19 protein-coding genes, 1 pseudogene and 1 riboswitch are annotated in these 21,224 nt (G+C 68.1%); of the genes and pseudogenes, 11 read left to right on the top strand and 9 right to left on the bottom strand.

All coding sequences use genetic code 11. The features are described from left to right. The first annotated feature begins 134 nt into the window (after window positions 1–134). Window positions 135–539 (top strand): hypothetical protein, encoded by a 405-nt coding sequence (locus ACFWAY_RS38240; protein WP_378453166.1) that lies wholly within the window; start codon window positions 135–137, stop codon window positions 537–539. Window positions 540–550: 11 nt separating this feature from the next. Here ACFWAY_RS38240 and ACFWAY_RS38235 read toward each other — a convergent pair whose 3' ends face one another. Continuing rightward, window positions 551–1,714 (bottom strand): sensor histidine kinase, encoded by a 1,164-nt coding sequence (locus tag ACFWAY_RS38235; RefSeq protein ID WP_378514218.1) that lies wholly within the window; start codon window positions 1,712–1,714, stop codon window positions 551–553. A 46-nt stretch (window positions 1,715–1,760) separates the two neighbouring features. On the opposite strand from ACFWAY_RS38235, the gene ACFWAY_RS38230 reads away from it, so the two are divergent. The 5 genes from ACFWAY_RS38230 to ACFWAY_RS38210 all read left to right on the top strand — a co-directional run bounded on the left by ACFWAY_RS38230 (window position 1,761) and on the right by ACFWAY_RS38210 (window position 6,198). Then, entirely contained in the window at window positions 1,761–2,528 is a 768-nt protein-coding gene (locus ACFWAY_RS38230; protein ID WP_378453168.1) for a TSUP family transporter, read from the top strand. 22 nt (window positions 2,529–2,550) lie between these two features. Beyond that, window positions 2,551–4,071, top strand: a complete 1,521-nt coding sequence (locus ACFWAY_RS38225) for a TldD/PmbA family protein (protein WP_378514217.1) — start codon at window positions 2,551–2,553, stop codon at window positions 4,069–4,071. Next, window positions 4,068–5,429 (top strand): metallopeptidase TldD-related protein, encoded by a 1,362-nt coding sequence (locus ACFWAY_RS38220; RefSeq protein WP_378514216.1) that lies wholly within the window; start codon window positions 4,068–4,070, stop codon window positions 5,427–5,429. Before ACFWAY_RS38225 ends, ACFWAY_RS38220 begins: the two co-directional genes overlap by 4 nt. 218 nt (window positions 5,430–5,647) lie before the next feature. Then, window positions 5,648–5,854 (top strand): hypothetical protein, encoded by a 207-nt coding sequence (locus ACFWAY_RS38215; protein WP_378514215.1) that lies wholly within the window; start codon window positions 5,648–5,650, stop codon window positions 5,852–5,854. Then, window positions 5,851–6,198 (top strand): ANTAR domain-containing protein, encoded by a 348-nt coding sequence (locus ACFWAY_RS38210; protein WP_378514214.1) that lies wholly within the window; start codon window positions 5,851–5,853, stop codon window positions 6,196–6,198. The genes ACFWAY_RS38215 and ACFWAY_RS38210 overlap by 4 nt, the downstream gene beginning before the upstream one ends. On the opposite strand, the pseudogene ACFWAY_RS38205 reads toward ACFWAY_RS38210, so the two are convergent. After that, window positions 6,167–6,572, bottom strand: a pseudogene (locus ACFWAY_RS38205) (DUF418 domain-containing protein); the annotation flags it as partial. The gene ACFWAY_RS38210 and the pseudogene ACFWAY_RS38205 sit on opposite strands and share 32 nt — an antisense overlap. On the opposite strand from ACFWAY_RS38205, the gene ACFWAY_RS38200 reads away from it, so the two are divergent. Further along, window positions 6,514–7,011: a TetR family transcriptional regulator C-terminal domain-containing protein gene (locus tag ACFWAY_RS38200; RefSeq protein ID WP_378514220.1), complete on the top strand. Its 498-nt coding sequence runs from the start codon at window positions 6,514–6,516 to the stop codon at window positions 7,009–7,011. The pseudogene ACFWAY_RS38205 and the gene ACFWAY_RS38200 sit on opposite strands and share 59 nt — an antisense overlap. A gap of 693 nt (window positions 7,012–7,704) precedes the next feature. On the opposite strand, the gene ACFWAY_RS38195 is transcribed toward ACFWAY_RS38200, so the two are convergent. After that, entirely contained in the window at window positions 7,705–8,877 is a 1,173-nt protein-coding gene (locus ACFWAY_RS38195; RefSeq protein WP_378453173.1) for an epoxide hydrolase family protein, read from the bottom strand. Window positions 8,878–8,978: 101 nt separating this feature from the next. On the opposite strand from ACFWAY_RS38195, the gene ACFWAY_RS38190 reads away from it, so the two are divergent. Then, window positions 8,979–9,566, top strand: a complete 588-nt coding sequence (locus ACFWAY_RS38190) for a CGNR zinc finger domain-containing protein (RefSeq protein WP_378453174.1) — start codon at window positions 8,979–8,981, stop codon at window positions 9,564–9,566. A 421-nt stretch (window positions 9,567–9,987) separates the two neighbouring features. On the opposite strand, the gene ACFWAY_RS38185 is transcribed toward ACFWAY_RS38190, so the two are convergent. From ACFWAY_RS38185 to cobN, 4 genes are all read right to left on the bottom strand, one after another. Then, the gene (locus ACFWAY_RS38185; protein ID WP_378514213.1) at window positions 9,988–10,251 is read right to left on the bottom strand and encodes a Tn3 family transposase; all 264 of its coding nucleotides are present in this window, start codon (window positions 10,249–10,251) and stop codon (window positions 9,988–9,990) included. A gap of 56 nt (window positions 10,252–10,307) precedes the next feature. Continuing rightward, window positions 10,308–11,735 carry an FAD-dependent oxidoreductase gene (locus ACFWAY_RS38180; RefSeq protein WP_378514212.1) on the bottom strand — a complete coding sequence of 476 codons (1,428 nt, stop codon included), beginning with the start codon at window positions 11,733–11,735 and terminating at the stop codon, window positions 10,308–10,310. Between the two features lie 146 nt (window positions 11,736–11,881). Next, a complete protein-coding gene (locus tag ACFWAY_RS38175; protein ID WP_378514211.1) occupies window positions 11,882–12,283 on the bottom strand; it encodes a PPOX class F420-dependent oxidoreductase in 402 nt (133 codons plus the stop codon). A gap of 31 nt (window positions 12,284–12,314) precedes the next feature. Then, window positions 12,315–15,917 (bottom strand): cobaltochelatase subunit CobN, encoded by a 3,603-nt coding sequence (gene cobN, locus ACFWAY_RS38170; protein ID WP_378514210.1) that lies wholly within the window; start codon window positions 15,915–15,917, stop codon window positions 12,315–12,317. Window positions 15,918–15,972: 55 nt separating this feature from the next. Further along, window positions 15,973–16,116, bottom strand: a riboswitch (cobalamin riboswitch). A 6-nt stretch (window positions 16,117–16,122) separates the two neighbouring features. Here cobN and cobG point away from each other — a divergent pair. The 3 genes from cobG to ACFWAY_RS38155 are packed head-to-tail and all read left to right on the top strand — an operon-like array spanning window position 16,123 to window position 19,406. Further along, window positions 16,123–17,256 carry a precorrin-3B synthase gene (cobG, locus tag ACFWAY_RS38165; RefSeq protein ID WP_378453178.1) on the top strand — a complete coding sequence of 378 codons (1,134 nt, stop codon included), beginning with the start codon at window positions 16,123–16,125 and terminating at the stop codon, window positions 17,254–17,256. A 24-nt stretch (window positions 17,257–17,280) separates the two neighbouring features. Beyond that, window positions 17,281–17,907, top strand: a complete 627-nt coding sequence (locus ACFWAY_RS38160; RefSeq protein ID WP_378453179.1) for a precorrin-8X methylmutase — start codon at window positions 17,281–17,283, stop codon at window positions 17,905–17,907. Then, window positions 17,904–19,406, top strand: a complete 1,503-nt coding sequence (locus tag ACFWAY_RS38155; RefSeq protein WP_378453180.1) for a precorrin-2 C(20)-methyltransferase — start codon at window positions 17,904–17,906, stop codon at window positions 19,404–19,406. Before ACFWAY_RS38160 ends, ACFWAY_RS38155 begins: the two co-directional genes overlap by 4 nt. 5 nt (window positions 19,407–19,411) lie before the next feature. Here the strand turns inward: ACFWAY_RS38155 and ACFWAY_RS38150 are convergent, their stop codons facing one another. Together ACFWAY_RS38150 and ACFWAY_RS38145 are read right to left on the bottom strand one after the other, a co-directional pair. Further along, window positions 19,412–20,320, bottom strand: coding sequence for a serine hydrolase (locus ACFWAY_RS38150; RefSeq protein ID WP_378514209.1), 909 nt, complete (start codon window positions 20,318–20,320; stop codon window positions 19,412–19,414). Next, window positions 20,317–21,210: a LysR family transcriptional regulator gene (locus tag ACFWAY_RS38145; RefSeq protein WP_378514208.1), complete on the bottom strand. Its 894-nt coding sequence runs from the start codon at window positions 21,208–21,210 to the stop codon at window positions 20,317–20,319. Before ACFWAY_RS38145 ends, ACFWAY_RS38150 begins: the two co-directional genes overlap by 4 nt. Between the last annotated feature and the right edge of the window lie 14 nt (window positions 21,211–21,224).

The following is a 21,224-nucleotide window of genomic DNA, read 5'->3' as shown; positions in this document are numbered from 1 at the left end:
CCGCCCCGGGCCGTCGCGGTGGGGGGGGTGGGGCCCCCGGGGGGGGGGGGCGTCGGCCTTGGGCGCCGGGGGGGGCGCGCCCCCCCCCCCCCGCGGCCACACTGGAGGTGTCCCGCCGAAGTCAGGAGACAGTGATGGGCGACAACAGGCCGTTCGGGTTCGACCCCGACGATCTCGACCGCGTGATCCGTGAGGCCGGCGAGGAATTGCAGGGCGTCAAGGACCGGATCGTCAGGTTCCTGGATCAGGCGGACTCTCAGATTCCGTGGACGGGCGTGTTCGCGGACTTCGCCCGCTCGCCGCGCGGCGCGTCGAAGCCGGAAACTGCCGGCGAGACCGGTGACGGTGTGTGGGCTATCTACACGCTCGACGGCGAGGGCGTCGCACGCGTCGAGCAGGTGTATGCCACCGAACTCGATGCGCTCCGCGCGCACAAGCACAACACGGATCCTCACCGGTCGGTGCGGTTCCTCCCCTACGGCGTCACCGTCAGCGTCCTCGACCAGCCGGAGGAAGCGGCGCCACCAGAGACGGAGTGACCCGAGGCCGCTCAGTCCTCGAGCTCGAGCGGCAACTCCGCGGTGACCCGCCAACTGCCGTCGGTCTGCCGTCCCGCCTCGAGCGTGCCGTGCAACACCGCGACCCGCTCCCGCATACCGAGCAGCCCGTTGCCCGACCCGAGCGAGAACTGCCCGGACGAGTTGCCGTTGTCGGTGATCTCGACGAGGACGTCCGTCTCGCGGCGCCGCACACGCACCTTCGCGCGCGGACGTTCCCCGGCGTGCCGCAGCACGTTCGTCAGCGATTCCTGGACCAGCCGGTGGACACCGAGGCTGACCGCAGGGCTGATGTCGTCCAACTCCCCCGTCAGTTCGAGTTCCACGGGCAGGCCGGCGCTGCGCATCATGTCGGCCACCCGGGCGAGACCGGCCGTGCCGTGCTGGGGCATGTCGTCGGTCGCCGGCTCGGTGCGCAGCAGTGAGACGGTGCGCCGCAGTTCCGCCAGAGCCTCCCGCCCGGTGCTCGCGATGTTGGTGAGTGCCTGCTTCGCGATGTCGGGGTTGCTCTTCAAGGCGTAGGACGCGCCGTCGGCCTGAACGATCATCACGCTCACCGCATGCGCGACGACGTCGTGCAGTTCCCGGGCGATCCGGGTCCGCTCGGCCGCCACCGCGTCCTCGGCGCGGCGATCCCGGTCATAGTCGGCGACGACGAGGCGCGCGGCAACCTCCTCGTCGTAAGCCCGGCGGGCGCCGAGGAACTCCGCCGTGATCCACGAGAGCGCGAAGACGAGGACCGAGAACAGTCCGGCCGCCAGCAGTTCCTGTTCCAGCAACCAGATCGACAGGGCCGAATCGACGGCGAGGCCCACCGCATACACCGCGGCGGTGCGGCGGTCGACGTAGGCGACGAGCGTGTAGAGGGCGACGGCGAGTGCCAGCAGACCGGGATGTTCGGCGTCGAGGTCACCGATCGAGTAACTGATGAATGTGATCGTGATCGACATCACCAGAACGGCGCCGGCCGCCGCCCGCGGATACTTGCGACGCCACACGATCGGCAGGCACAGCAGGAAACCCATGACCAGCTGCACCCACGGCGAGCGGTCTCCCGACGCGGTGAACACGAACACCTCGAGGGTGAACAGGATCGCCGCCAACATCGAGTCCGCAACCGTCGGCTTTCCTCGCAGCCACAGACTGAACCTCCGCATGTGCACAGCGTAAGTACCTCAGGGTGGGTGTGGTTGAGTCTGCACCATGAATGTGGGTGACTGGGCGCTTCTTCTCACCGCCGCGACGGCCGCCGGGTGGGTGGACGCCGTCGTCGGTGGTGGCGGACTGATCCTCATTCCCGCACTGTTTCTCGTCGCACCGCAGCTGACGCCGCAGGCCGCGCTGGCCACCAACAAGCTCACCGCGTTCACCGGCACATCCGCCGCCGTCGTCACGTTCGCGCGCCGCATCCCCATGAACTGGCGGCTGCTGGTTCCCGCCGGTCTGCTCGCGGCGGTGGCGTCCGCGCTCGGCGCGGCAACGGTGTCGCGCATCGACAAGGACGTGTTCATCCCGCTCATCATGGTGGTGCTCGTCGGCGTCGCCGTGTTCGTGACGATCCGTCCGCAGCTCGGGACCACGCTGGCGAAGGATCCGCCGACACGGCGGAAGGTCGTCGCGGTCGTCCTGCTGTCCGCCGGACTCCTCGGTTTCTACGACGGACTGTTCGGGCCGGGCACCGGCACATTCCTCATCATCAGCTTCGCCACGTTCCTCGGCACGGAATTCGTCCGTAGCGCCGCGATGGCGAAGGTGATCAATCTCGGATCGAATCTCGGTGCGCTGGTGTTCTTCGCCGCGACCGGCCATGTGCTGTGGGCACTCGGCCTGGGCATGGCGGTCTGCAACGTGATCGGCGCGATCACTGGTTCACGGATGGCGCTGAGCAAGGGCGCCGGGTTCGTCCGGATCACCCTGCTGATCGTGGTGATCGCGATGGTGATCCGATTGGGTTGGCAGCAATTCGGCTGAGCGACCGACTACGGTGGTCCAGGTGACGGCTCCACGACAGGTTGATCCGGAATTCCTTGCCCTCCCCCTGCGTTCGCTGGCGGACGCGGCGCTCGCCGCTGCCCGTGCAGCGGGCGCGTCGCACGCCGACCTGCGGGTGCATCGACTGACCAGCCAGTCCCTGCGGCTGCGCGACGGCGAAGTGCAGTCGGCGGTGGACACCAACGAACTCGGCTTCGCGGTGCGTGTCGTCGTCGACGGCACCTGGGGTTTCGCCTCGCACGCCGAGCTGACCCCGGCGACCGCCGCCGCGACCGCGGAACAGGCCGTCGCCGTCGCGCGGGCGTTGCGTGGACTGAACCGGGAGCACGTCGAACTCGCCCACGAACCGGTGCACACGGATGTCCACTGGGTGTCCGACTATGACGTCGATCCGTTCGAAGTCCCCGCCTCGGACAAGATCTCGCTGCTCGGCGAATACTCCCGCAGGCTCCTCGCATCCGACGGCGTCGACCACGTCACCGCCGGATGCCTGCAGGTGAAGGAACAGACGTTCTACGCCGATCTCGCGGGATCGTCCATCGTGCAGCAGCGGGTGCGGGTGCACCCGCAACTCGAAGCCACCACCGTCGACCAGTCGGCCGGCGTGTTCGAGACGATGCGCACCCTCGCGCCCCCCGTCGGCCGCGGATGGGAGTACGTCGCCGGCGACAGGGTGTGGAACTGGACCGACGAACTCTCCCGGATTCCCGATCTACTGGCCGAGAAGGTGAAGGCCCCCACCGTGGTGCCCGGTCCCACCGATCTGGTGATCGACCCGACCAACCTGTGGCTGACCATCCACGAATCCATCGGGCACGCCACCGAGTACGACCGCGCGATCGGCTACGAGGCCGCATATGCCGGCACGTCGTTCGCCACCCCCGACAAGCTCGGCACGCTGCGCTACGGGACGCCGATCATGCACGTGACCGCGGACCGGACCGAGCGGCACGGTCTCGCCACGGTCGGCTACGACGACGAAGGTGTCGAAACACAGTCCTGGGACCTGGTCGCCGACGGGATTCTCGTCGGCTACCAACTCGACCGGGCGTTCGCGCCCCGGCTCGGGCTGGAGCGTTCCAACGGATGCTCGTACGCCGACTCGCCGCACCACGTTCCGATCCAGCGGATGGCCAACGTGTCGTTACAGCCGGATTCCGACACCGATCGCAGCACCGACGACCTGATCTCCGGTGTGGAGGACGGCATCTACGTCGTCGGCGACAAATCCTGGTCGATCGACATGCAGCGCTACAACTTCCAGTTCACCGGTCAGCGGTTCTACCGCATCCGCGGCGGGAAACTCGACGGGCAAGTCCGCGACGTCGCGTACCAGGCGACCACCACGGACTTCTGGGGTTCGATGGACGCCGTCGGTGGCCGGTCCACCTGGCAGCTGGGCGGCGCTTTCAACTGCGGCAAGGCGCAGCCCGGTCAGGTCGCGGCCGTCAGCCACGGCTGCCCGTCGGCGCTCTTCCGCGGCGTGAACGTACTGAACACTCGGACGGAAGGCGGCCGATGATCGCGCCACAGCAACTCGTCGAGCAGGTCCTCGCCCGCGCCACCGTGGACGAAACCATCGTGATCGTCACCGATGCCAGCGAAGCCTCCCTGCGGTGGGCCGGTAACTCGATGACCACCAACGGCGTGTCCACGTCGCGCAGCTGGACCGTCATCTCGATCGTCCGGGCCGGCGAGGACGCGAAGGTCGGCATCGTCACGTCCGCGTCCGTCGACGCCGCCGACATCGACGGCGTGGTCCGTTCGGCCGAAATCGCTGCCCGCGCAGCCACACCCGCATCCGACGCGATGCCGCTACTCACCGGCACCGGCACCGATGAGCGGTGGGACGATTCGGCGGAGCGCACCGAGATCGGCGCATTCGAACAACTCGCCCAGGATCTGAGCATGGGCTTCGACGGCGACGACCAGCTCTACGGTTTCGCCCATCATCAGCTGCACACCACCTGGCTGGGCACGTCGACCGGGATCCGGCGCCGGTTCGCCCAGCCGACCGGGTCGGTCGAGATCAACGGAAAACGCGGCGACGCCAGCGCCTGGGTCGGCACCAGCACCAAGGACTTCACGGATGTCGCCAGCGTGAAGTTGCTCCAAGACCTGTCGACGCGCCTCGACTGGGCCGGCAACCGGGTCGAGTTACCCGCGGGCCGCTACGAGACGATCCTGCCGCCGTCCGCGGTCGCGGACCTCATGATCTACCTGATGTGGACGATGGAGGGGCGGGCCGCGGAGGAAGGGCACTCCGCCCTGGCGGCGCCGGGGGGCACCCGTATCGGGGAGAAGCTGAGTACGCTCCCCCTCACCCTCTATTCCGATCCGGCCGCGCTCGGCGTGGAGTGCACGCCGTTCGTCGTCACCGGGTCGTCGTCCGAATCCGTGTCCGTCTTCGACAACGGGATGGACGCGCGCCGGGTCGACTGGATCCGTGACGGCACCGTCAACGCGCTCGCGTACCCGCGGGCGGCGGCGAAGGAGTTCGGCGCCGACGTGACCGTGCCCGGCGACAATCTGATCCTCGACGCCGGCGGCTCGGTGTCGCTCGACCAGATGGTGGCCGAGACCGAACGCGGGCTGCTACTGACCACCCTCTGGTACATCCGGGAGGTCGACCCCGCCACCCTGCTGCTGACGGGATTGACGCGGGACGGTGTCTACCTCGTCGAGAACGGGAAGGTCACGGGTGCCGTGAACAACTTCCGGTTCAACGAGAGCCCCCTCGACCTGCTGCGGAGGGTCACCCAGGCCGGCGCCACCGGGCGGACGCTGCCCCGGGAATGGAAGGACTGGTTCACCCGAACCGCGATGCCACCGTTGCGTGTCCCGGACTTCCACATGTCGTCGGTCAGCAAGGCGCTCTGAGGCGCGGATTCTATGCGGACGCTCGTCTAGGTGACAGCCCGTGCAGTTTCCGTTATAAATGCTGCAGACATCGCGCATATGAGATTTCTCACTCCAGAGCCGTTTCGCCGCGCATGTCATATTCAGGTCTCCAGAGAACGGGGCCGAAACTCACCGCGGCGCCGCGTGGCCGGCGCGTGCGCCGAGTACGTCCCTTGCACGTCTGACCAGGAGGTTTCATGCACTCCGAGAGCACTACCCGCGAACTGCTCTACGGCCACACCAAGGTCACGGGAAGGTTCGCTCTCGCCGACGTGGCACTGACGACGTTCGTCTGCCTCGCCTGCGCCGTCGGCATCGGCATCATCACTGCTTCGGTTCTCGCCGCCGCGACGGGAGGACTGATCGTCGTCCTCGCCACGGCGCTGATGGTGGCGGCGGTATGACCGCGCCGAGACATCAGCGAAGCACCACAATCCAGGAGATCACAGTGTCGAACGACGCACTCGAGGTCGCACCGCCCGCACATTCGATTCCGTACCGTCACCCCGACGGACGCGAGGTTCTCGCCACCGCGAGAGGCATTCTCATCGCCACCCGCGGTTACGGCGACGCCGAGGCGTTCGAGGAGCTGCTCGACGTCTCCCGACATCACCACGTCAGCGTGATGCGGGCAGCGAAGTCGTTGGTGGAGTTGGCGACTCGGCGGCAGTCGTGCCCCTCCGTGACGACGCCCGCACCGTCGTACGCTCTCGAGTTCAAGGAATGGACGACACTGCTGGCGCGGTGACACCGTCCCTGTCCGCCCGGGTGAGACGCTTGGAGCCTCGGTGCGGGAGCCATTCGAGCGGACCCCTGATCGAACCGCCGCAACCACAGGCGTGACACGACGATCAAGGTCGCCGAGACAGCACCGAACAACGCGACGGTTGCCGGAACGACGGTGGTGCCGTTCAATTGGGCCGCGAGGCCGAGTCCCCAGCCGTAACAGACGATCGAGCACAGGATGTTCTGCAGCACATAGCAACTGAGTGCAGTGCGGCCAACTCCCGAGAATGCCCGACCGGCCGGGCCGGGTTCGCGTCCGTCCGCGTAGCGGTGCGCGATCGCGGCGAGTAGCCCCAACGTCACCACCGGAGCGGTCCCGTACCTACCGAGGACCAGTGCATGCGCCGCGATCCTGACCGGCCTCGTTCAACGGGGCCTGATCGCGCCCGACATCGACGTCGACACCGAGTTGGTGCGCCTGCACGCACTCGTCGACGGCGCGGCGATGCACGTGCTGCTCGGCGACACCGGCACCCCGGAGACCGCGCAGCCGGAGGCAGCGCTGGAGTCCGGCTCAAGGGCGGCAACAGCGAATCCGGCAAGAAATAGCAAGCAGCACAGAGATTTCCGTGACACCTTGGGCCGCTTGATCTTGAGGCATCACCGTATCGACGCCGGAACTCCCGGACAGTTCCCTCGTCTACCCCGCGGTTGCGGGCGTAGCCGTCGGTGGTGGTCAGGTGGTCGCGTTTTGCTGTCGGTCCCGATAGATCCGGTATGCCTTGCGGTCGGCGGCCGACGCGCTCTTCCCGACTGTCGCGGCGGCGGCCAGTAGCCGCGTCGTATCTCCCGGCCGCCGTGCTGCTGGCACCAGCCGCGGACTGCCAGGATGTCGACGAGATCGCGGCACAGCCGGTACAGCTCGGACACGGTGAGTCGGTCACCATGTCGCGCGTATCCAGCCAGTCGGCAGAAGCCGTCGCGGTCGAGCGCGGGGACTTGGATGAGGTGGCCGGGTGAGCGAACAGTCGCACGCCCTGCGCGCCGTCGACGAGACCGGCCTCGGTGAGGAGGTGGGTCTGACGCAAGGTGCTCTGCTCGTCGGTGGACACCCGTGTGTAGACAAGTTCGGCCATGACCGCCGCCTTCCTTCCGCCGGCCCGGAATGCTTCCATTCACGGTTCAATCTGTCGTCAAACCCTGTCGTCAATCCGGAACGGATCACAATGGATCGGGTGAGCTGTTTCCGCACGATACGGGTGGGTACGAGAGCCGCCCCGTACGCATGTCGTCAACACCCGCATCGGGGACTTCTAGTTTCCCGTCATCCTGTGCTTCCCACTCTCGCCCTCCACTCGTCCGCGCACCCCCGCTCCGCGGGTCGGCTACGACCGATAAGTTCCCACCGCGGTCGCAGGCTCGCTCCGGGGGGCGGCACCTGAGCACCGGGGCAAGTGCCGCCGCGCAGAGCATTCGGCGCGTAGCTCAGATCCCCGGACTAATTCCGAGTCCCGGCACCCAGCCGCGTTCACCGATTGGCGGCCAGCACTGCTGCGAGGCCTTCTTGCAGGTCCTTGACGAAATACTCGGGAACCTCCAGCGACGGGAAATGTCCCCCGATTTCGGGCGACCTCCATCGGACAATCTGTCGGTACCGCTCCTGTGCCCAGGGGCGCGGACACTTCTCGATGTCGCGGGGATACATACTGATTGCCGACGGGACGTCGACCCGAAGTTCGGGGTCCAGCGAGTTGTGGCTTTCGTAGTAAATGCGGGCCGACGATGCGCCGGTCCGCGTCAGCCAATACAGGGTGACGTCGTCAAGAACGCTGTCTCTGGAAATCGTCTCGAAGGGGCTGTCTTCGGTATCTGTCCACTCAGCGAACTTGTCAAGGATCCAGGCAAGAAGCCCGACCGGTGAGTCGACGAGCGAGTAGCCGATGGTCTGCGGTCGGGTCGCCTGCTGCTTCGCGTACGCCGCGTGGTGGTGCCAGAAATCGCGGGTTTCCTCGGTCCACTTGCGCTCGACCGCCGTCAGCCCGTCCGTTGTCAACCCGGGCGGTCCCTCCGCGAACGTTGTGTGGATGCCGAGAACGTGCGCCGGGAACCTGCCGCCGAGAACCGTGGTGATATTGCCTCCCCAGTCGCCGCCGTGGGCTGCGAACTTGCTGTAGCCGAGCCTTCCCATCAGTTCCACCCATGCGGCCGCGATCTTTTCGGTTCCCCACCCGGTGGTGGCCGGCTTGTCGCTGTAACCAAAGCCTGGTAACGATGGAACCACGACGTGGAACGCCGGCGCGTCTGCATCTTTCGGATCTGCCAGCTCGTCTACTACATCGACGAACTCGGCAATGCTGCCTGGCCACCCGTGCGTCAAGATCAGAGGAGTGGCATCTGCGCGCGCGGATCGGCGGTGCAGGAAGTGGATTCCCAGATCATCAATGGTCGTGCGGAACTGGCCGATACGGTTAAGGCGCTCTTCGAACGACCGCCAGTTGTACCCGGTGCGCCAGTAGTTCACGACATCGACGAGGTCGGCGAGAGGAACGCCCTGTTCCCATCGGCGAGGGTCGGGCGCGGCGCGATAGACCGTCTCGGCCTCCGGTAGCCGCGCCGCGGCTAATCGCGCGCGCAGATCGTCGAGGTCAGCGTCAGTTGCGTGGGCTTCAAATGCTTGCACGTCGCTGGTTGGACGGGGCATGAGACCTCCTGGCCATCGCGGAACCGGCTGCAACCATCGCGAACCGGCTAAGACGGTTCTAGCATGTCCGATGTCAGCGTGCAACCTGCTAAGGTGGTTCCATGCGTGCCGAGTTCCCTGACTTTCGTCTCGGCAACGTGCTAGCGACCAGCTTCACGGCGACTCTTACGGAGCGTCGTGGCAACGCTGTGGAGCGCATTCCCACGCCGCAGCGACTCGTCGACTGGCTGGCAGTGAACGGCCTCGCCGTGGAGACCTGCACCACCGCCCAGCTCGAACTCGCTCGGGAACTGAGGGAATCAATTCACGCCGCCGCGACAGCGATCGCGATCCAAGACGCTCTCCCTGCGTCTGCTATCCAAATCATCAATGACTGCAGCATTCAGGGTCGGGCCGCGGCCATCCTGACGCCCGAGGGCAATCGTCAATGGCGACTCAGCTCGGCTTCCTGCGTAGAAGATGCCCTAAGCGTGATCGCCGCCGACGCGATCAGCATCATCGCAGGCGAACGAGACGGAAAATTGGCCTTGTGCGCATCGCCAACCTGCCAAGCCGCCTTCTTCGATACCAGCCAAAGTCGCACCCGCAAATGGTGTGACATGAACACGTGCGGGAATCGTCAGAAGAAGGCGCGCTTCAATGCCAACCAGCGCAAGAACGGGACTGCCGCACGGACGGGTGTCATCTGATCTGGCTTGCCCGGGAGGGCGGGCCTGGAAGGAGGGAATCGGCCGGACAGTCGGTCGCCTACCCCCGCTCGACGGCCACCATGCACGAACCCGAACCCGACCGATATGCCAAGGTCTTCACCGACTGGGCCGTCGCACTGAACTGATCACCTCGGCGTCTAACCTCCGGACCTCTCCGCCACACCGCCCGTCCACTGCACATCACCATCGAAACCACCACGCTCACTAGCAAACTCGTCACCACCGCCTACGATCACGGTCTCGCGCGGCTCATCCTGCACGAGGTCGGCCATCTCGACGGGCGCTGTACCGGGCGCGAATGCGACCCAGCGTCAAGCCGATCCCGATCGAAGAGTACAAGCAGACCGGACGCCAATGGACTTACCGGTAATCACCGCCACTGCCGCCGGATCCGGATGTCTCAACCGGCTACTCGTTCGCGGGTGAGGTCCAGGCGGGTGTCCATATCGAGCCGGAACCGGCCGTAGGGGTTGACGTTGGACCAGAACAGCGGGCTCAGGGCGCGGCACTCCTTGTCGCCGACCAGATCATGAAACTCCGGATCCTCCAAAACCGCTTGTAGCAGAAGGCTATTGATGTGCACCATCGCCGATTGCAGTAGGTCGGGCCGGTACAACCGGATCGAGCCGATGTTCTTCAGCCGGGCGGACTGCCGAGTGGACATCTTCGGTGGGCACGCGCGAACCCTGAGCTGAAAGACCGATCCAGCACAGCCTCGACCTAACGGCCGACGCGGCTCACCCGCGCTGATCGGGTGAGGACTGGCGCCAGGACTCTCGGGTGGAAGATCCGGACCGGCGAATCGATCATGTTCGCCACACGCACGAAGCGGATCAGCACCTTCGGATCACGCGCCGCGAGCGCATGCACCCGTCCGAAGTACCAGTTCATGAACGGGGTTCCGAACGGCGCATCACCCTGTGTTCCAGGCCAGTTCATGTCCTCCCCGGCGGCCATCCTCCAGGGCGCCTCGAGCCTCCTCGGCACCCTCTTCAGGAAACGGTGAGCCATCGCATCGAGGCCCTCACCCTTGTGGACAGCCCGTTCGAGACACTCCCGCAACGTCATCGCATCCAGGGCGCTGGTCGTCATTCCCTGGCCGTAGATCGGGTTGAAACTGCACAGGCTGTCGCCGAGCACGATCAGACCACCCGGGAACCGGCGCATCCGTTCATAGTGCCTGCGGACGTTGGCGCGGAACTTGTACCCCGCGATCGGGGTCAAGGGCTCCGCCTCGCGCATGAACGTGTAGATGTCGGGCGCCTCGAGGTTGCGCGCGAATTCGAGAAGGCCGTCATCGTCGCGCGGCGGGTGATCACCGTTCCAGCCGCCGAGCATCACGATCCAGCGCTGACCCTCCACGGGGAAGATGACACCCAGCCGTCTTCCGTCCGGCGGCGTGGGCGCGATGATCAGCGCCTTCCACGGGCAGTCCTCGAGCGGCGGTCGGGCATAGAACCGTGTCGCGTAGCCGACATCGACGTCGATGACCGACATCTCGGGTCGGCCGTATCCCAACTCCTCGAGCCAGCGCGGCGTCCGGGAACCGCGCCCGCTCGCATCGACCACCAGGTCGGCGGCCACAGTCTCCTCGGTGGCGCCGGCTCGGCGCGACTGAACCACCACCCCGGTGACCCGGCCCGCCGTGGCGTCGGTGGCGAATCGCTTGACGTAGCAACGCTCGACGAGATCGATGTTGGGGATCTGGCACACCCGCCGACGGATGTGCCATTCGAGGAACGGCCGGGTCTGACACGTGATGAAGATCCCGCTCGGTACCCGCAGCTTCCACACGCCGCGGTGGTACCAGGCGAAGTCCTTCGTCATTTCGACTTCGGCCGATCCGCCCTCGATCAGTTCGGAGGTGAGACCGGGGAAGGACTCCTCCATCAGGCTCAGGCCCCGTTTCCAGATGCTGTGGACGTGGCGGCCCTGGGGAACTCCCATACGAGGTTCGGCGCCGTCGACCAGGTGATCCTTCTCGAATATCGTGACCGTACCGAAGTAGTCCGCCAGGACGCGGGACGCGAGCAGGCCGGCGATGCTGCCACCGATGACGACGGCGTGTGCGTCCCGGCGTGGGGCGTTCGTGCGCCGCGATCGCATTGATTGGGCGACGCGGCGACGCAGGGCGATGTTGCGGTTCATGGTGATACTCCCGTCTACGGGACATTCCCACCGTGATCCCCGCACCCGCACGCCACCAGGCCCCCCGGGGTGACCTTCCCTCACCCGAGGGTGAGTACATCGACCCCTAGGTGGGCGCTAGTTCGAATCGACCCTCGAACGTCTGGTCACCCACGCCGGTCGTCGGCCGTGACGGCGAGGCCGATGGTGCCGGTCTTGCCTCGGCGCAGGAGGCTGCCTTTCATCGTGAGCCAGCCGAGGATGCCGTATTTGCGGGCGATCACGTCCCGCGTGTGATCGGTGCCGGCGGCGTCGAGGATGACGGCGCGGGCGGAAACCTCGGGGCCCTTGGGCTTGCCGCGAGCGTCGCACGCGGCCACCGTCACCTCAGGGTTGCGGCGGATGCGTTTGACCTTGTAGGAGTCGGTGACCGTCCACATCAGCAGACGGTCCCCGTCGGCGGCGGCCCACAGCGGCGTCGCCACCGGGGTGCCGTCTTTCCGAAACGTGGTGAGCAGGACATACTTCGCGGACGACACCCGGTCGAATTCTGTGGTCACCGGGCCCATGCTAGACCGAACTGCGGAGCAGGGCGGTTGGTCAGTCCCCTTCGAGTTCGCCTTCGGTCTCGAGGTACACCTGCCGCAGGCCGTCGAGGGTCTGCTGCTCGGGGTGCTCCCACATGTCCCGCTCCGCCGCCTCGAGGAGGCGTTCGGCGATGCCGTGCAGGGCCCACGGATTGGACTGTTCCATGAACTTGCGGTTCTGCTCGTCCAGCACGTACGACTCGGCGAGCTTCTCGTACATCCAGTCGGCGACGACGTTGGTGGTGGCGTCGTATCCGAACAGGTAGTCGACGGTGGCCGCCATCTCGAACGCACCCTTGTAGCCGTGGCGGCGCATCGCCTCGAGCCACCGCGGGTTCACGACGCGGGCGCGGAACACCCGGGCCGTCTCCTCCGACAGGGTTCGGGTACGCACCGATTCGGGTCGGGTGCTGTCGCCGATGTATGCCTCGGGCGACTTCCCGGTGAGCGCCCGCACGGTCGCGACCATTCCGCCGTGGTACTGGAAGTAGTCGTCGGCGTCGGCGATGTCGTGTTCGCGGGTGTCGGTGTTCTTGGCCGCCACGGTAATTCGCCGGTATGCGGTCCGCATGTCGTCGGCGGCGGGTGCGCCGTCGAGTCCGCGGCCGTACGCGAAACCACCCCACGTGGTGTACACGTCGGCGAGGTCGGCGTCGCCGCGCCAGCTCTTGGAGTCGATCAGCTGCAGCAGTCCGGCCCCGTAGGTGCCCGGCTTCGACCCGAAGATGCGGGTGGTCGCCCGCCGTTCGTCGCCGTGCTCGGCGAGATCCGCCTGCGCGTGTGCGCGCACGAAGTTGCTCTCCGCCGGTTCGTCCAACGCGGCGACGAGCCGGACGGCGTCGTCGAGCAACGCCAGGACGTGGGGAAACGCATCACGGAAGAAGCCACTGATCCGGACCGTGACGTCGATACGCGGCCGGCCCAGTTCCTCGAGGTCGATCACCTCGAGGTTCACCACGCGGCGGCTCGCCTCGTCCCACACCGGACGCACACCGAGGAGCGCGAAGACCTCGGCGATGTCGTCTCCGGAGGTGCGCATTGCGGACGTGCCCCACACGGACAGACCCACCGAGCGCGGCCACTCTCCGTGATCGGACTTGTAGCGGTCCAGCAACGATTCGGCCATCGCCTGGCCGGTCTCCCAGGCGAGCCGGGACGGTACGGCCTTCGGGTCGACGGAGTAGAAGTTGCGGCCCGTCGGGAGCACGTTGATCAGCCCGCGCAGCGGCGAACCGCTCGGCCCGGCGGCGATGAAGCCGCCGTCGAGTGCGTGCAGCACCTGCGCGATCTCGTTGTCGGTCTCCCGCAGCCGGGGCACCACCTCGGTGGCGGCGAAACGGAGAATCTTCGCGACGGTGGCGTCGGCGGTGAGCGTGTCGGCGGCGTCCGGTTCCCAGTCGGCGTCGTGCATGCCCTGCACCAGTGCGTGCGCCTGCTGCTCGATGTCGTCTACGCGGGTACGGGATTCGTCGCCGTCCTCGCTGAGGCCGAGCGCCTCGCGGAGTCCGGGGACGTTCTGCTCGCCGCCCCACATCTGCCGGGCGCGCAGCATCGCGAGCACCAGTTCGACCTCGGCGTCGTCGCGGGGGGCCGCACCGAGGATGTGGAGGCCGTCACGGATCTGGACGTCCTTGATCTCGCACAGCCAGCCGTCGACGTGCAGCAGCATGTCGTCGAACACGTCCTCGTCGGGACGTTCCTGCAGTCCGAGGTCGTGGTCCATCTTCGCGGCGCGCATCAGCGTCCAGATCTGCTGGCGAATGGCCGGCAGCTTGGACGGGTCGAGCGCGGAGATGTTCGAGTGCTCGTCGAGGAGCTGCTCGAGTCGCGAGATGTCGCCGTAGCTCTCGGCGCGGGCCATCGGCGGGATCAGGTGATCGACGAGCGTCGCGTGGGCGCGGCGCTTGGCCTGCGTGCCCTCCCCCGGATCGTTGACCAGGAACGGGTAGATCAGCGGCAGGTCGCCGAGCGCGGCGTCGGTGCCGCACGACGCGGACATGCCGAGTGTCTTGCCGGGCAGCCATTCGAGGTTGCCGTGCTTGCCGAGATGGACAACGGCGTCGGCGCCGAAACCGCCGGCGGCGGCATCCGCGGCGATCCACCGGTAGGCGGCGAGGTAGTGGTGGCTCGGTGGCAGGTCCGGGTCGTGGTAGATCGCGACCGGCTTCTCCCCGAATCCGCGCGGCGGCTGCACCATCAGCACGAGATTCCCGAACTGCATTGCGGCGATGACGATTTCACCGGCGGGATCCTGCGAGCGGTCGACGTACAGTTCGCCCGGCGCCGGTCCCCAGTGCTCCTCGACGCCCTCGCGCAGTTCCGCGGGCAGCGCCGAGAACCACTCGCGGTAGCGGGCGGCGGAGATCCGGATCGGGTTGCCCTCGAGCTGTTCCGCGGTCAGCCAGTCCGGGTCCTGGCCGCCGGCGGCGATGAGGGCATGGATCAGCGCGTCGCCGTCCTGGGCTGCGAGACCGGGCACTGAGTCCGGCCCGTCCGCGGGGCCCAGGTCGTATCCGGCGGCTCGCATCTCGGTGAGCAACCTGATGGCACTGGCCGGGGTGTCGAGACCGACGGCGTTGCCGATGCGGGCGTGCTTCGTCGGGTACGCCGACAGCATCAGAGCGATCCGGCGGTCGGATGCGGGGATGTGCCGGAGTCGGGCGTGCCGGACGGCGATGCCCGCCACCCGGGAGGCGCGCTCGGCGTCGGGAACGTAGGTGGAGAGACCGTCGGCGTCGATCTCCTTGAACGAGAACGGCACCGTGATCAGCCGGCCGTCGAATTCGGGGACCGCGACCTGGGTGGCGACGTCGAGCGGCGACAATCCGTCGTCGTTGGACTCCCACGACTCACGGCTGCTGGTCAGGCACAGTCCCTGCAGGATCGGCACGTCCAGCGCGGCCAGAGCGGCGACGTCCCACGCCTCGTCGTCGCCACCGGCCGAGACGCCGGCCGGCTTGGTGCCGCCGGCGGCGAGCACGGTGACCACCATCGCGTCCGCCCGGCGCAGCGTGTTCAGCAATTCCGGCTCGGCGGTGCGCAGCGACGCACAGAAGATCGGCAGCGGAGTGCCGCCAGCCGCCACGACGGCGTCGCACAGCGCCTCGATGTAGCGGGTGTTCCCGGCCAGGTGCTGGGCGCGGTAGTAGAGAACGGCGATCGTGGGGCGCTCCGGGTTCGCATCGGGAGCGAACGGCGCGACACCCCAGCTCGGCAGGTGGACCGGCGCCTCGAAACCGTGACCGGTCAGCAGCACGGTGTCCGACAGGAAGTGATGCAGCTGGGCGAGGTTGTCGGCGCCGCCCTCGGCGAGATAGTTGTGTGCCTCCGCCGAGACACCGGCGGTGACGGTCGAGCACTCCATCAGTTCGGCGTCCGGGGCATGCTCGCCGCCGAGGACCACCACGGGCAGTCCGCTGGCCAGGACCGCGGCGAGGCCCTCTTCCCACGCCCGGCGGCCGCCGAGGATGCGCACCACGACCAGGTCGGCGCCGTCGAGCAGCCCCGGCAGATCCTCCTCGACCAGCAGCCGGGCCGGGTTGGCCCAGCGATAGTCCGCCCCGCTGGCGCGTGCGCTGAGCAGGTCGGTGTCGGAGGTGGAGAGCAGCAGGATCACGTGTGGAGCCTTCCTGGGGGTGTCGCGCCCCGTGGCAGTGGTCCCGTGCGGAACCGTAGGTCGGAGGACGGCAGGTGAGGGTCTGGCTCGCCCACCGGTTTCGGCGAGCTCACAGTGGCGCGACCGCGCCGGATTTTCACCGGCTTCCTCTCCTGCTGCCGCAAGTGCTGGTGATGCTACCTGGGGCCGGACGTAACCTGGGACCATGGTCGACTCCCGTTCCCGCCCCGATGCATGCCCCGGCGCGCTGCAGGTCCACCAGGCCGCGGACGGTGCGCTCGCCCGGGTGCGCCTCCCCGGAGGTGTGCTGACCTCTCCCCAGCTGCAGACCCTCGCGGAATCGGCCCGCGACCTCGGGAGCGGCGAGATCGAACTGACCTCCCGCGGCAACGCGCAACTGCGGGCGGTCCGCGACCCGCAGGAGTTCGCCCGCCGCCTCGCCGACGCGGGTCTCCTGCCGTCGGAGACGCACGAACGGGTCCGCAACATCCTCGTCTCACCGCTGACCGGCCGGATCGGTGGTCTCGCGGACCTTCGGGATCTGGTCGACGAACTCGATCGGACGTTGTGCGCGGACTCCGCGTTGGCGGACCTGCCGGGCCGCACCCTGTTCACCCTCGACGACGGGCGCGGCGACGTCTCGGCGCTCGGCGGCGATTTCGGCGTCCATGCGGTGAGCGAGACGGAGGTCGCCCTGGTTCTCGCCGGTCGCGACAGCGGCGCCCGGGTCACGACCACGGAATCGGTGACGGTGCTCCTCGACGCCGCCCGCGTCTTCCTGGAACTGCGCGATCAGCACTGGCGGCTGTCCGAGATCGCCGACGGTGCCGAACGGACCCTGTCGGCATTGGCGCTCGCACCGACCGCCGACCCGGTGAGCGGGTTCGACGAGCATCGGCCACCGATCGGATGGCTGGACCAACCGGACGGCACCGTGACCCTCGGCGGCGGTCTCGCGTTCGGGACCCTCGACGCCCGGCTGGCGGAGTTCCTCGCCGCGGTCGAGAAGCCGGTGATCGTCACGCCCTGGAAGTCGGTGTTGCTGTGCGATCTCGACGAGTGGTCCGCCGAGCAGATCGTGCGGGTCCTCGCCCCGATGGGCCTGATCTTCGACGAGAACTCACCGTGGCTGAACGTCAGCGCCTGCACCGGGCAACCCGGCTGCGAGAAAGCGCTCGCCGATGTGCGGGCCGACGCGCGGGACGCCGTCGCGAGCGGCGAACTCCCGGTGGAGGGCCGACAGCACTGGTCGGGCTGCGAGCGGTGCTGCGGGCGGCCCAAGGGTGAGGTCGCCGACGTCGTCGCCACGGAGACGGGTTACCGGGTTGAGGAGCCGTGACCGCGGTGCCTCTATCGTGAGCGAATGATCGAGTACATCCGAGACGGCGCGGAGATCTACCGCCAGTCCTTCGCCACGATCCGCGCCGAGGCGGATCTCAGTGCCTTTCCCGAGGACGTCTCGCAGGCCGTGGTCCGCATGATCCACGCGAGCGGTCAGGTCGACCTCGTCGACGACGTCGCGTTCACCCCCGGTGTCGTCAAGGCTGCCCGCGCGGCGCTGGCGGGCGGCGCCCCGATCCTGTGCGACGCGCAGATGGTCGCCGCCGGCGTGACCCGGAAGCGTCTCCCCGCGGACAACGAGGTGCTCTGCACGCTGCGCGACCCCCGGGTCCCGGTGCTGGCGGAGCAGATCGGGAACACCCGTTCGGCAGCCGCCCTCGAATTGTGGGGCAGCAAACTCGAGGGTGCCGTCGTCGCGATCGGCAACGCCCCGACCGCGTTGTTCTACCTCCTGGACATGATCGAATCCGGCGCACCCCGGCCTGCCGCGATCGTCGGCGGTCCGGTCGGTTTCATCGGTGCGGCGGAGTCGAAGGAAGCGCTGATCGAGCACCCGAGCGGACTCGACTATCTGCTGGTCCGCGGCCGCCGGGGTGGCAGTGCCATCACGGCTGCGGCGCTGAATGCGATTGCGAGCGAAGTCGAATGAGCTCCGAAGAGCGGGTGACCGGCAAACTGTGGGGCGTCGGTATCGGACCGGGTGACCCGGAACTGGTGACGGTCAAGGCCGCGCGGGTCATCGCCGAGGCCGATGTGGTGGCGTTTCACAGCGCCCGGCACGGCAAGAGCATCTCCCGCGCGGTCGCGGCGCCGTACCTGCGTGAGGGCCAGATCGAGGAGCATCTCGTCTACCCCGTCACCACCGAGACCGTCGACCACCCCGGCGGATACCAGGGGGCGATGGACGAGTTCTACGAGGAGGCGTCGCAGCGACTCGCCGCCCACCTCGAAGCCGGCCGCTCGGTGGCGCTCCTCGCCGCAGGCGACCCGCTGTTCTACAGCTCCTACATGCACATGCACAAGCGGCTCGCGCACCGCTTCGAGGCGGAGGTGATTCCCGGGGTCACGTCGATCAGCGCCGCCTCCGCCGCGCTGGCGATGCCGCTCGTCGAGGGCGAGGAAATCCTCACCGTCCTGCCCGGAACGCTGCCGCGCGGCGAGCTGACGCGGCGCCTGCGGGAGACCGACGCCGCCGCCATCCTGAAACTCGGACGCACCTACCCGGCCGTCCGGCAGGCGTTGAAGGACTCCGGCCGCATCGACGAGACATGGTACGTCGAGCGGGCCAGCACGACCCGGCAGAAGATCGACGCCGCGGACGACGTCGCGGACAGCGACGTCCCCTACTTCTCGATCGCCATCGTGCCCAGCCCGTCGAACGCACGCCGCGACGACGCGGCACCGAAGGGTGAACTCGTCGTCGTCGGGCTCGGTCCCGGCGATCAGGCATGGACGACACCGGAAGTGCAGCACGAACTGTCACTCGCCACCGACATCGTCGGCTACGGCCCCTACATCGACCGGGTCCCCGAACGTCCCGGTCAGCGCCGCCACTCCAGCGACAACCGCGTCGAGGCCGAACGCGCCGCGATGGCACTCGACCTGGCGAAGAACGGGGCCCGCGTCGCCGTCGTGTCGTCCGGTGATCCGGGTGTGTTCGCGATGGCCGCCGCGGTGCTCGAAGTCGCGGCCGAGGAGCAGTGGCGCGGCGTTCCCGTGCGCGTCCTGCCCGGTATGACCGCCGCGAACGCCGTGGCGAGCCGGGTCGGCGCACCCCTCGGGCACGACTACGCCGTCCTGTCCCTGTCGGACCGGCTCAAGCCGTGGGACGTGGTGGCGCAGCGCATCTCCGCGGTCGCGAGCGCCGACATGGCCTTCGCCGTCTACAACCCCGCGTCGAAGTCACGCACCTGGCAGGTCGCCGCGATGCGCGACCTGGTTCTCGAGCACCGCTCCCCCGACACCCCGGTGATCATCGGCCGCGACGTGGCCGGCGCGCAGGAGTCGGTGCGGGTCGTGCGGCTCGCGGACCTCGACCCGGCCGAGATCGACATGCGGTGCCTGCTCATCGTGGGCTCCTCCATGACGACCGTCGTCGAGAACGAGCACGGGACCCGGGTATTCACGCCCCGACGTTATCCGGGTTGAGTACCTCACTCGACGCGGCCGGAGCGGAGTTCGGTCACCGCGATCCGGGCGGCGTGCCCGATCGCGGCATCGACCACCGGTAGCACGGGGTCGGTTCGGGCGGCACGGGTGAAGACGGCGACCGCGACGGGAGTCTCACCGGGAAACGTCACGACGGCCACCTCGTTGCGGATGGCGCCGATGGTCCCGGTCTTCCCGGCGACGTCCACCTCGGAGTACGGGAACCCGGACCGGATGCGGTGCTGCCAGATCTGCGCGGACATCACGTGCCGGACGAACTCGCCCTGCGGTCCGGGCACCGCCCGTCCGGTCCAGATCGCGTCGAGAAGCGAGGTCATCTCCCGTGGAGTCGTCGCGCTCGCATACGACGGGTCGTAGGCGGACACCGTCCACGCCTCGTCGTTGTCGGCGAGTGCCGCGAATGCTTCGGCGGTGGTATGCGCGTGGGCGTCGATCACCAGACTGCGGTGCGCATCCGCTGTGCCGCCGATGATGCGCGTGCTCGTCATGCCCAGCTCGGACAGCGCCCGCTCGACGCTCTCCAGTCCCACCTGCCCGAGAACGAGGTCGGCGGCGGCGTTGTCGGACACGGTCATCATCGACAGCGCCAGATCCCGCCAGCTCAGCACCACTGGGTCACGGAACGTCGACACCCCGGTCGGCCCCGGGGTGCAGTCGGCCGGGCTGACCCGGACGGTCGCGGTCGGCGACAACTCCCCGGATTCGAAAGCGCGGCACAGGGCGACGAGCAGCGGAAGTTTGTAGACCGATGCCAGCACCACGAGGTCGTCCGCGCCGACCGCGATGTCACCCCCGGCGTCGATCGGGGGGCCGACGCGGCGGGCGTGCAGCCATCCGGTGCACCCGGCGTCGGCGAAGACGTCACGGATCCGCTTCTCCGCCGACGGGGTCATCGATCGGCCCGCAGTAGCACCCGGTCGAGGGCGGCAGCGGACGGTGCCACGTCGGCCCCCGAGCGCCACACGATGCGCAGGCGCAGCGCGACGTCTTCGCGCAGCAGATCGACCCAGGCCACACCCGGCATCACCGTCGGTGCCGTCGCCGTCACTCCGAAATGACCGCCGGCGGCCACATGCGTGAGAATCTCTCGCGGACCCGGTGCGACCACGATGTCCGGGTCCACACCCCGGGCCCGCCACACGTCGACGAACAAATCGTGGGCAGGCGGATTGTCCGAGCGTGGACCGGTTGCCAGCGCCAGCCCGCGCAGCATCCGGACCTGTGCCTTCTTCGCGACTGCGGCCGGGTGGTCGTCCGGCACCACCACCCAGCGCCGAAGCTTCAGCACCGGTCCGCTGTCGAGACCGGTGAGCAGTGCTGGATGTTCGACCACGGCGACGTCGAGACTGCCCGTGCGGACGGCGTCCACGAGTTCGGTGGTGGACGCCGTAGTCGTCACTACCCGGGTGGGCCGGGTCTCGTCCGCGTCGCGAAGGGCACGGACACACCGAACCACCACACCGTCGGCCACCGAGTGCGGGACACCCCATCGCACCACCGTGTCGCGACCACCGGCGATGCGGTGCGCCTCGTCCTCGAATCGGGCCGCGTCGGCGACGAGAAGCCGAGCACGCGGGAGCAATTGGCGTCCGGCGTCGGTGAGCCCGACTCCTCGGGTATTGCGCTGAACCAGCTCCGCGCCGAGTCGCTGTTCGAGCCGCCGCACGCCCTGTGACAGCGGCGGTTGCGTCATCCCGAGCCGGGATGCGGCGTTGCCGAAATGTCCCTCCTCCGCAACGGCGACAAAGAAACTCAGGTGGCGGAGCAGATCCATGGCGACCATTGAACCAGTTCCGA

The sequence above is a fragment of the Rhodococcus sp. NPDC059968 genome (assembly GCF_042738615.1).
GTDB lineage: Bacteria > Actinomycetota > Actinomycetes > Mycobacteriales > Mycobacteriaceae > Rhodococcus_F.
The sequence above is the reverse complement of the archived record's forward strand: the minus strand, read 5'-3'. Positions and strand labels throughout refer to the sequence as shown.

Bases quoted from the DNA above. Each gene is read 5' to 3' on its own strand.
- ACFWAY_RS38160 (WP_378453179.1), top strand. From the start codon at position 17,281: ATGATCGAGTACATCCGAGACGGCGCGGAGATCTACCGCCAGTCCTTC.
- ACFWAY_RS38150 (WP_378514209.1), bottom strand. From the start codon at position 20,320: ATGACCCCGTCGGCGGAGAAGCGGATCCGTGACGTCTTCGCCGACGCC.
- ACFWAY_RS38230 (WP_378453168.1), top strand. From the start codon at position 1,761: ATGAATGTGGGTGACTGGGCGCTTCTTCTCACCGCCGCGACGGCCGCC.
- ACFWAY_RS38155 (WP_378453180.1), top strand. From the start codon at position 17,904: ATGAGCTCCGAAGAGCGGGTGACCGGCAAACTGTGGGGCGTCGGTATC.
- ACFWAY_RS38210 (WP_378514214.1), top strand. From the start codon at position 5,851: ATGACCGCGCCGAGACATCAGCGAAGCACCACAATCCAGGAGATCACA.
- ACFWAY_RS38195 (WP_378453173.1), bottom strand. From the start codon at position 8,877: ATGCCCCGTCCAACCAGCGACGTGCAAGCATTTGAAGCCCACGCAACT.
- ACFWAY_RS38145 (WP_378514208.1), bottom strand. From the start codon at position 21,210: ATGGTCGCCATGGATCTGCTCCGCCACCTGAGTTTCTTTGTCGCCGTT.
- ACFWAY_RS38215 (WP_378514215.1), top strand. From the start codon at position 5,648: ATGCACTCCGAGAGCACTACCCGCGAACTGCTCTACGGCCACACCAAG.
- ACFWAY_RS38240 (WP_378453166.1), top strand. From the start codon at position 135: ATGGGCGACAACAGGCCGTTCGGGTTCGACCCCGACGATCTCGACCGC.
- ACFWAY_RS38180 (WP_378514212.1), bottom strand. From the start codon at position 11,735: ATGAACCGCAACATCGCCCTGCGTCGCCGCGTCGCCCAATCAATGCGA.
- cobG (WP_378453178.1), top strand. From the start codon at position 16,123: ATGGTCGACTCCCGTTCCCGCCCCGATGCATGCCCCGGCGCGCTGCAG.
- ACFWAY_RS38235 (WP_378514218.1), bottom strand. From the start codon at position 1,714: ATGCGGAGGTTCAGTCTGTGGCTGCGAGGAAAGCCGACGGTTGCGGAC.
- ACFWAY_RS38175 (WP_378514211.1), bottom strand. From the start codon at position 12,283: ATGGGCCCGGTGACCACAGAATTCGACCGGGTGTCGTCCGCGAAGTAT.
- ACFWAY_RS38185 (WP_378514213.1), bottom strand. From the start codon at position 10,251: ATGTCCACTCGGCAGTCCGCCCGGCTGAAGAACATCGGCTCGATCCGG.
- ACFWAY_RS38220 (WP_378514216.1), top strand. From the start codon at position 4,068: ATGATCGCGCCACAGCAACTCGTCGAGCAGGTCCTCGCCCGCGCCACC.
- ACFWAY_RS38190 (WP_378453174.1), top strand. From the start codon at position 8,979: ATGCGTGCCGAGTTCCCTGACTTTCGTCTCGGCAACGTGCTAGCGACC.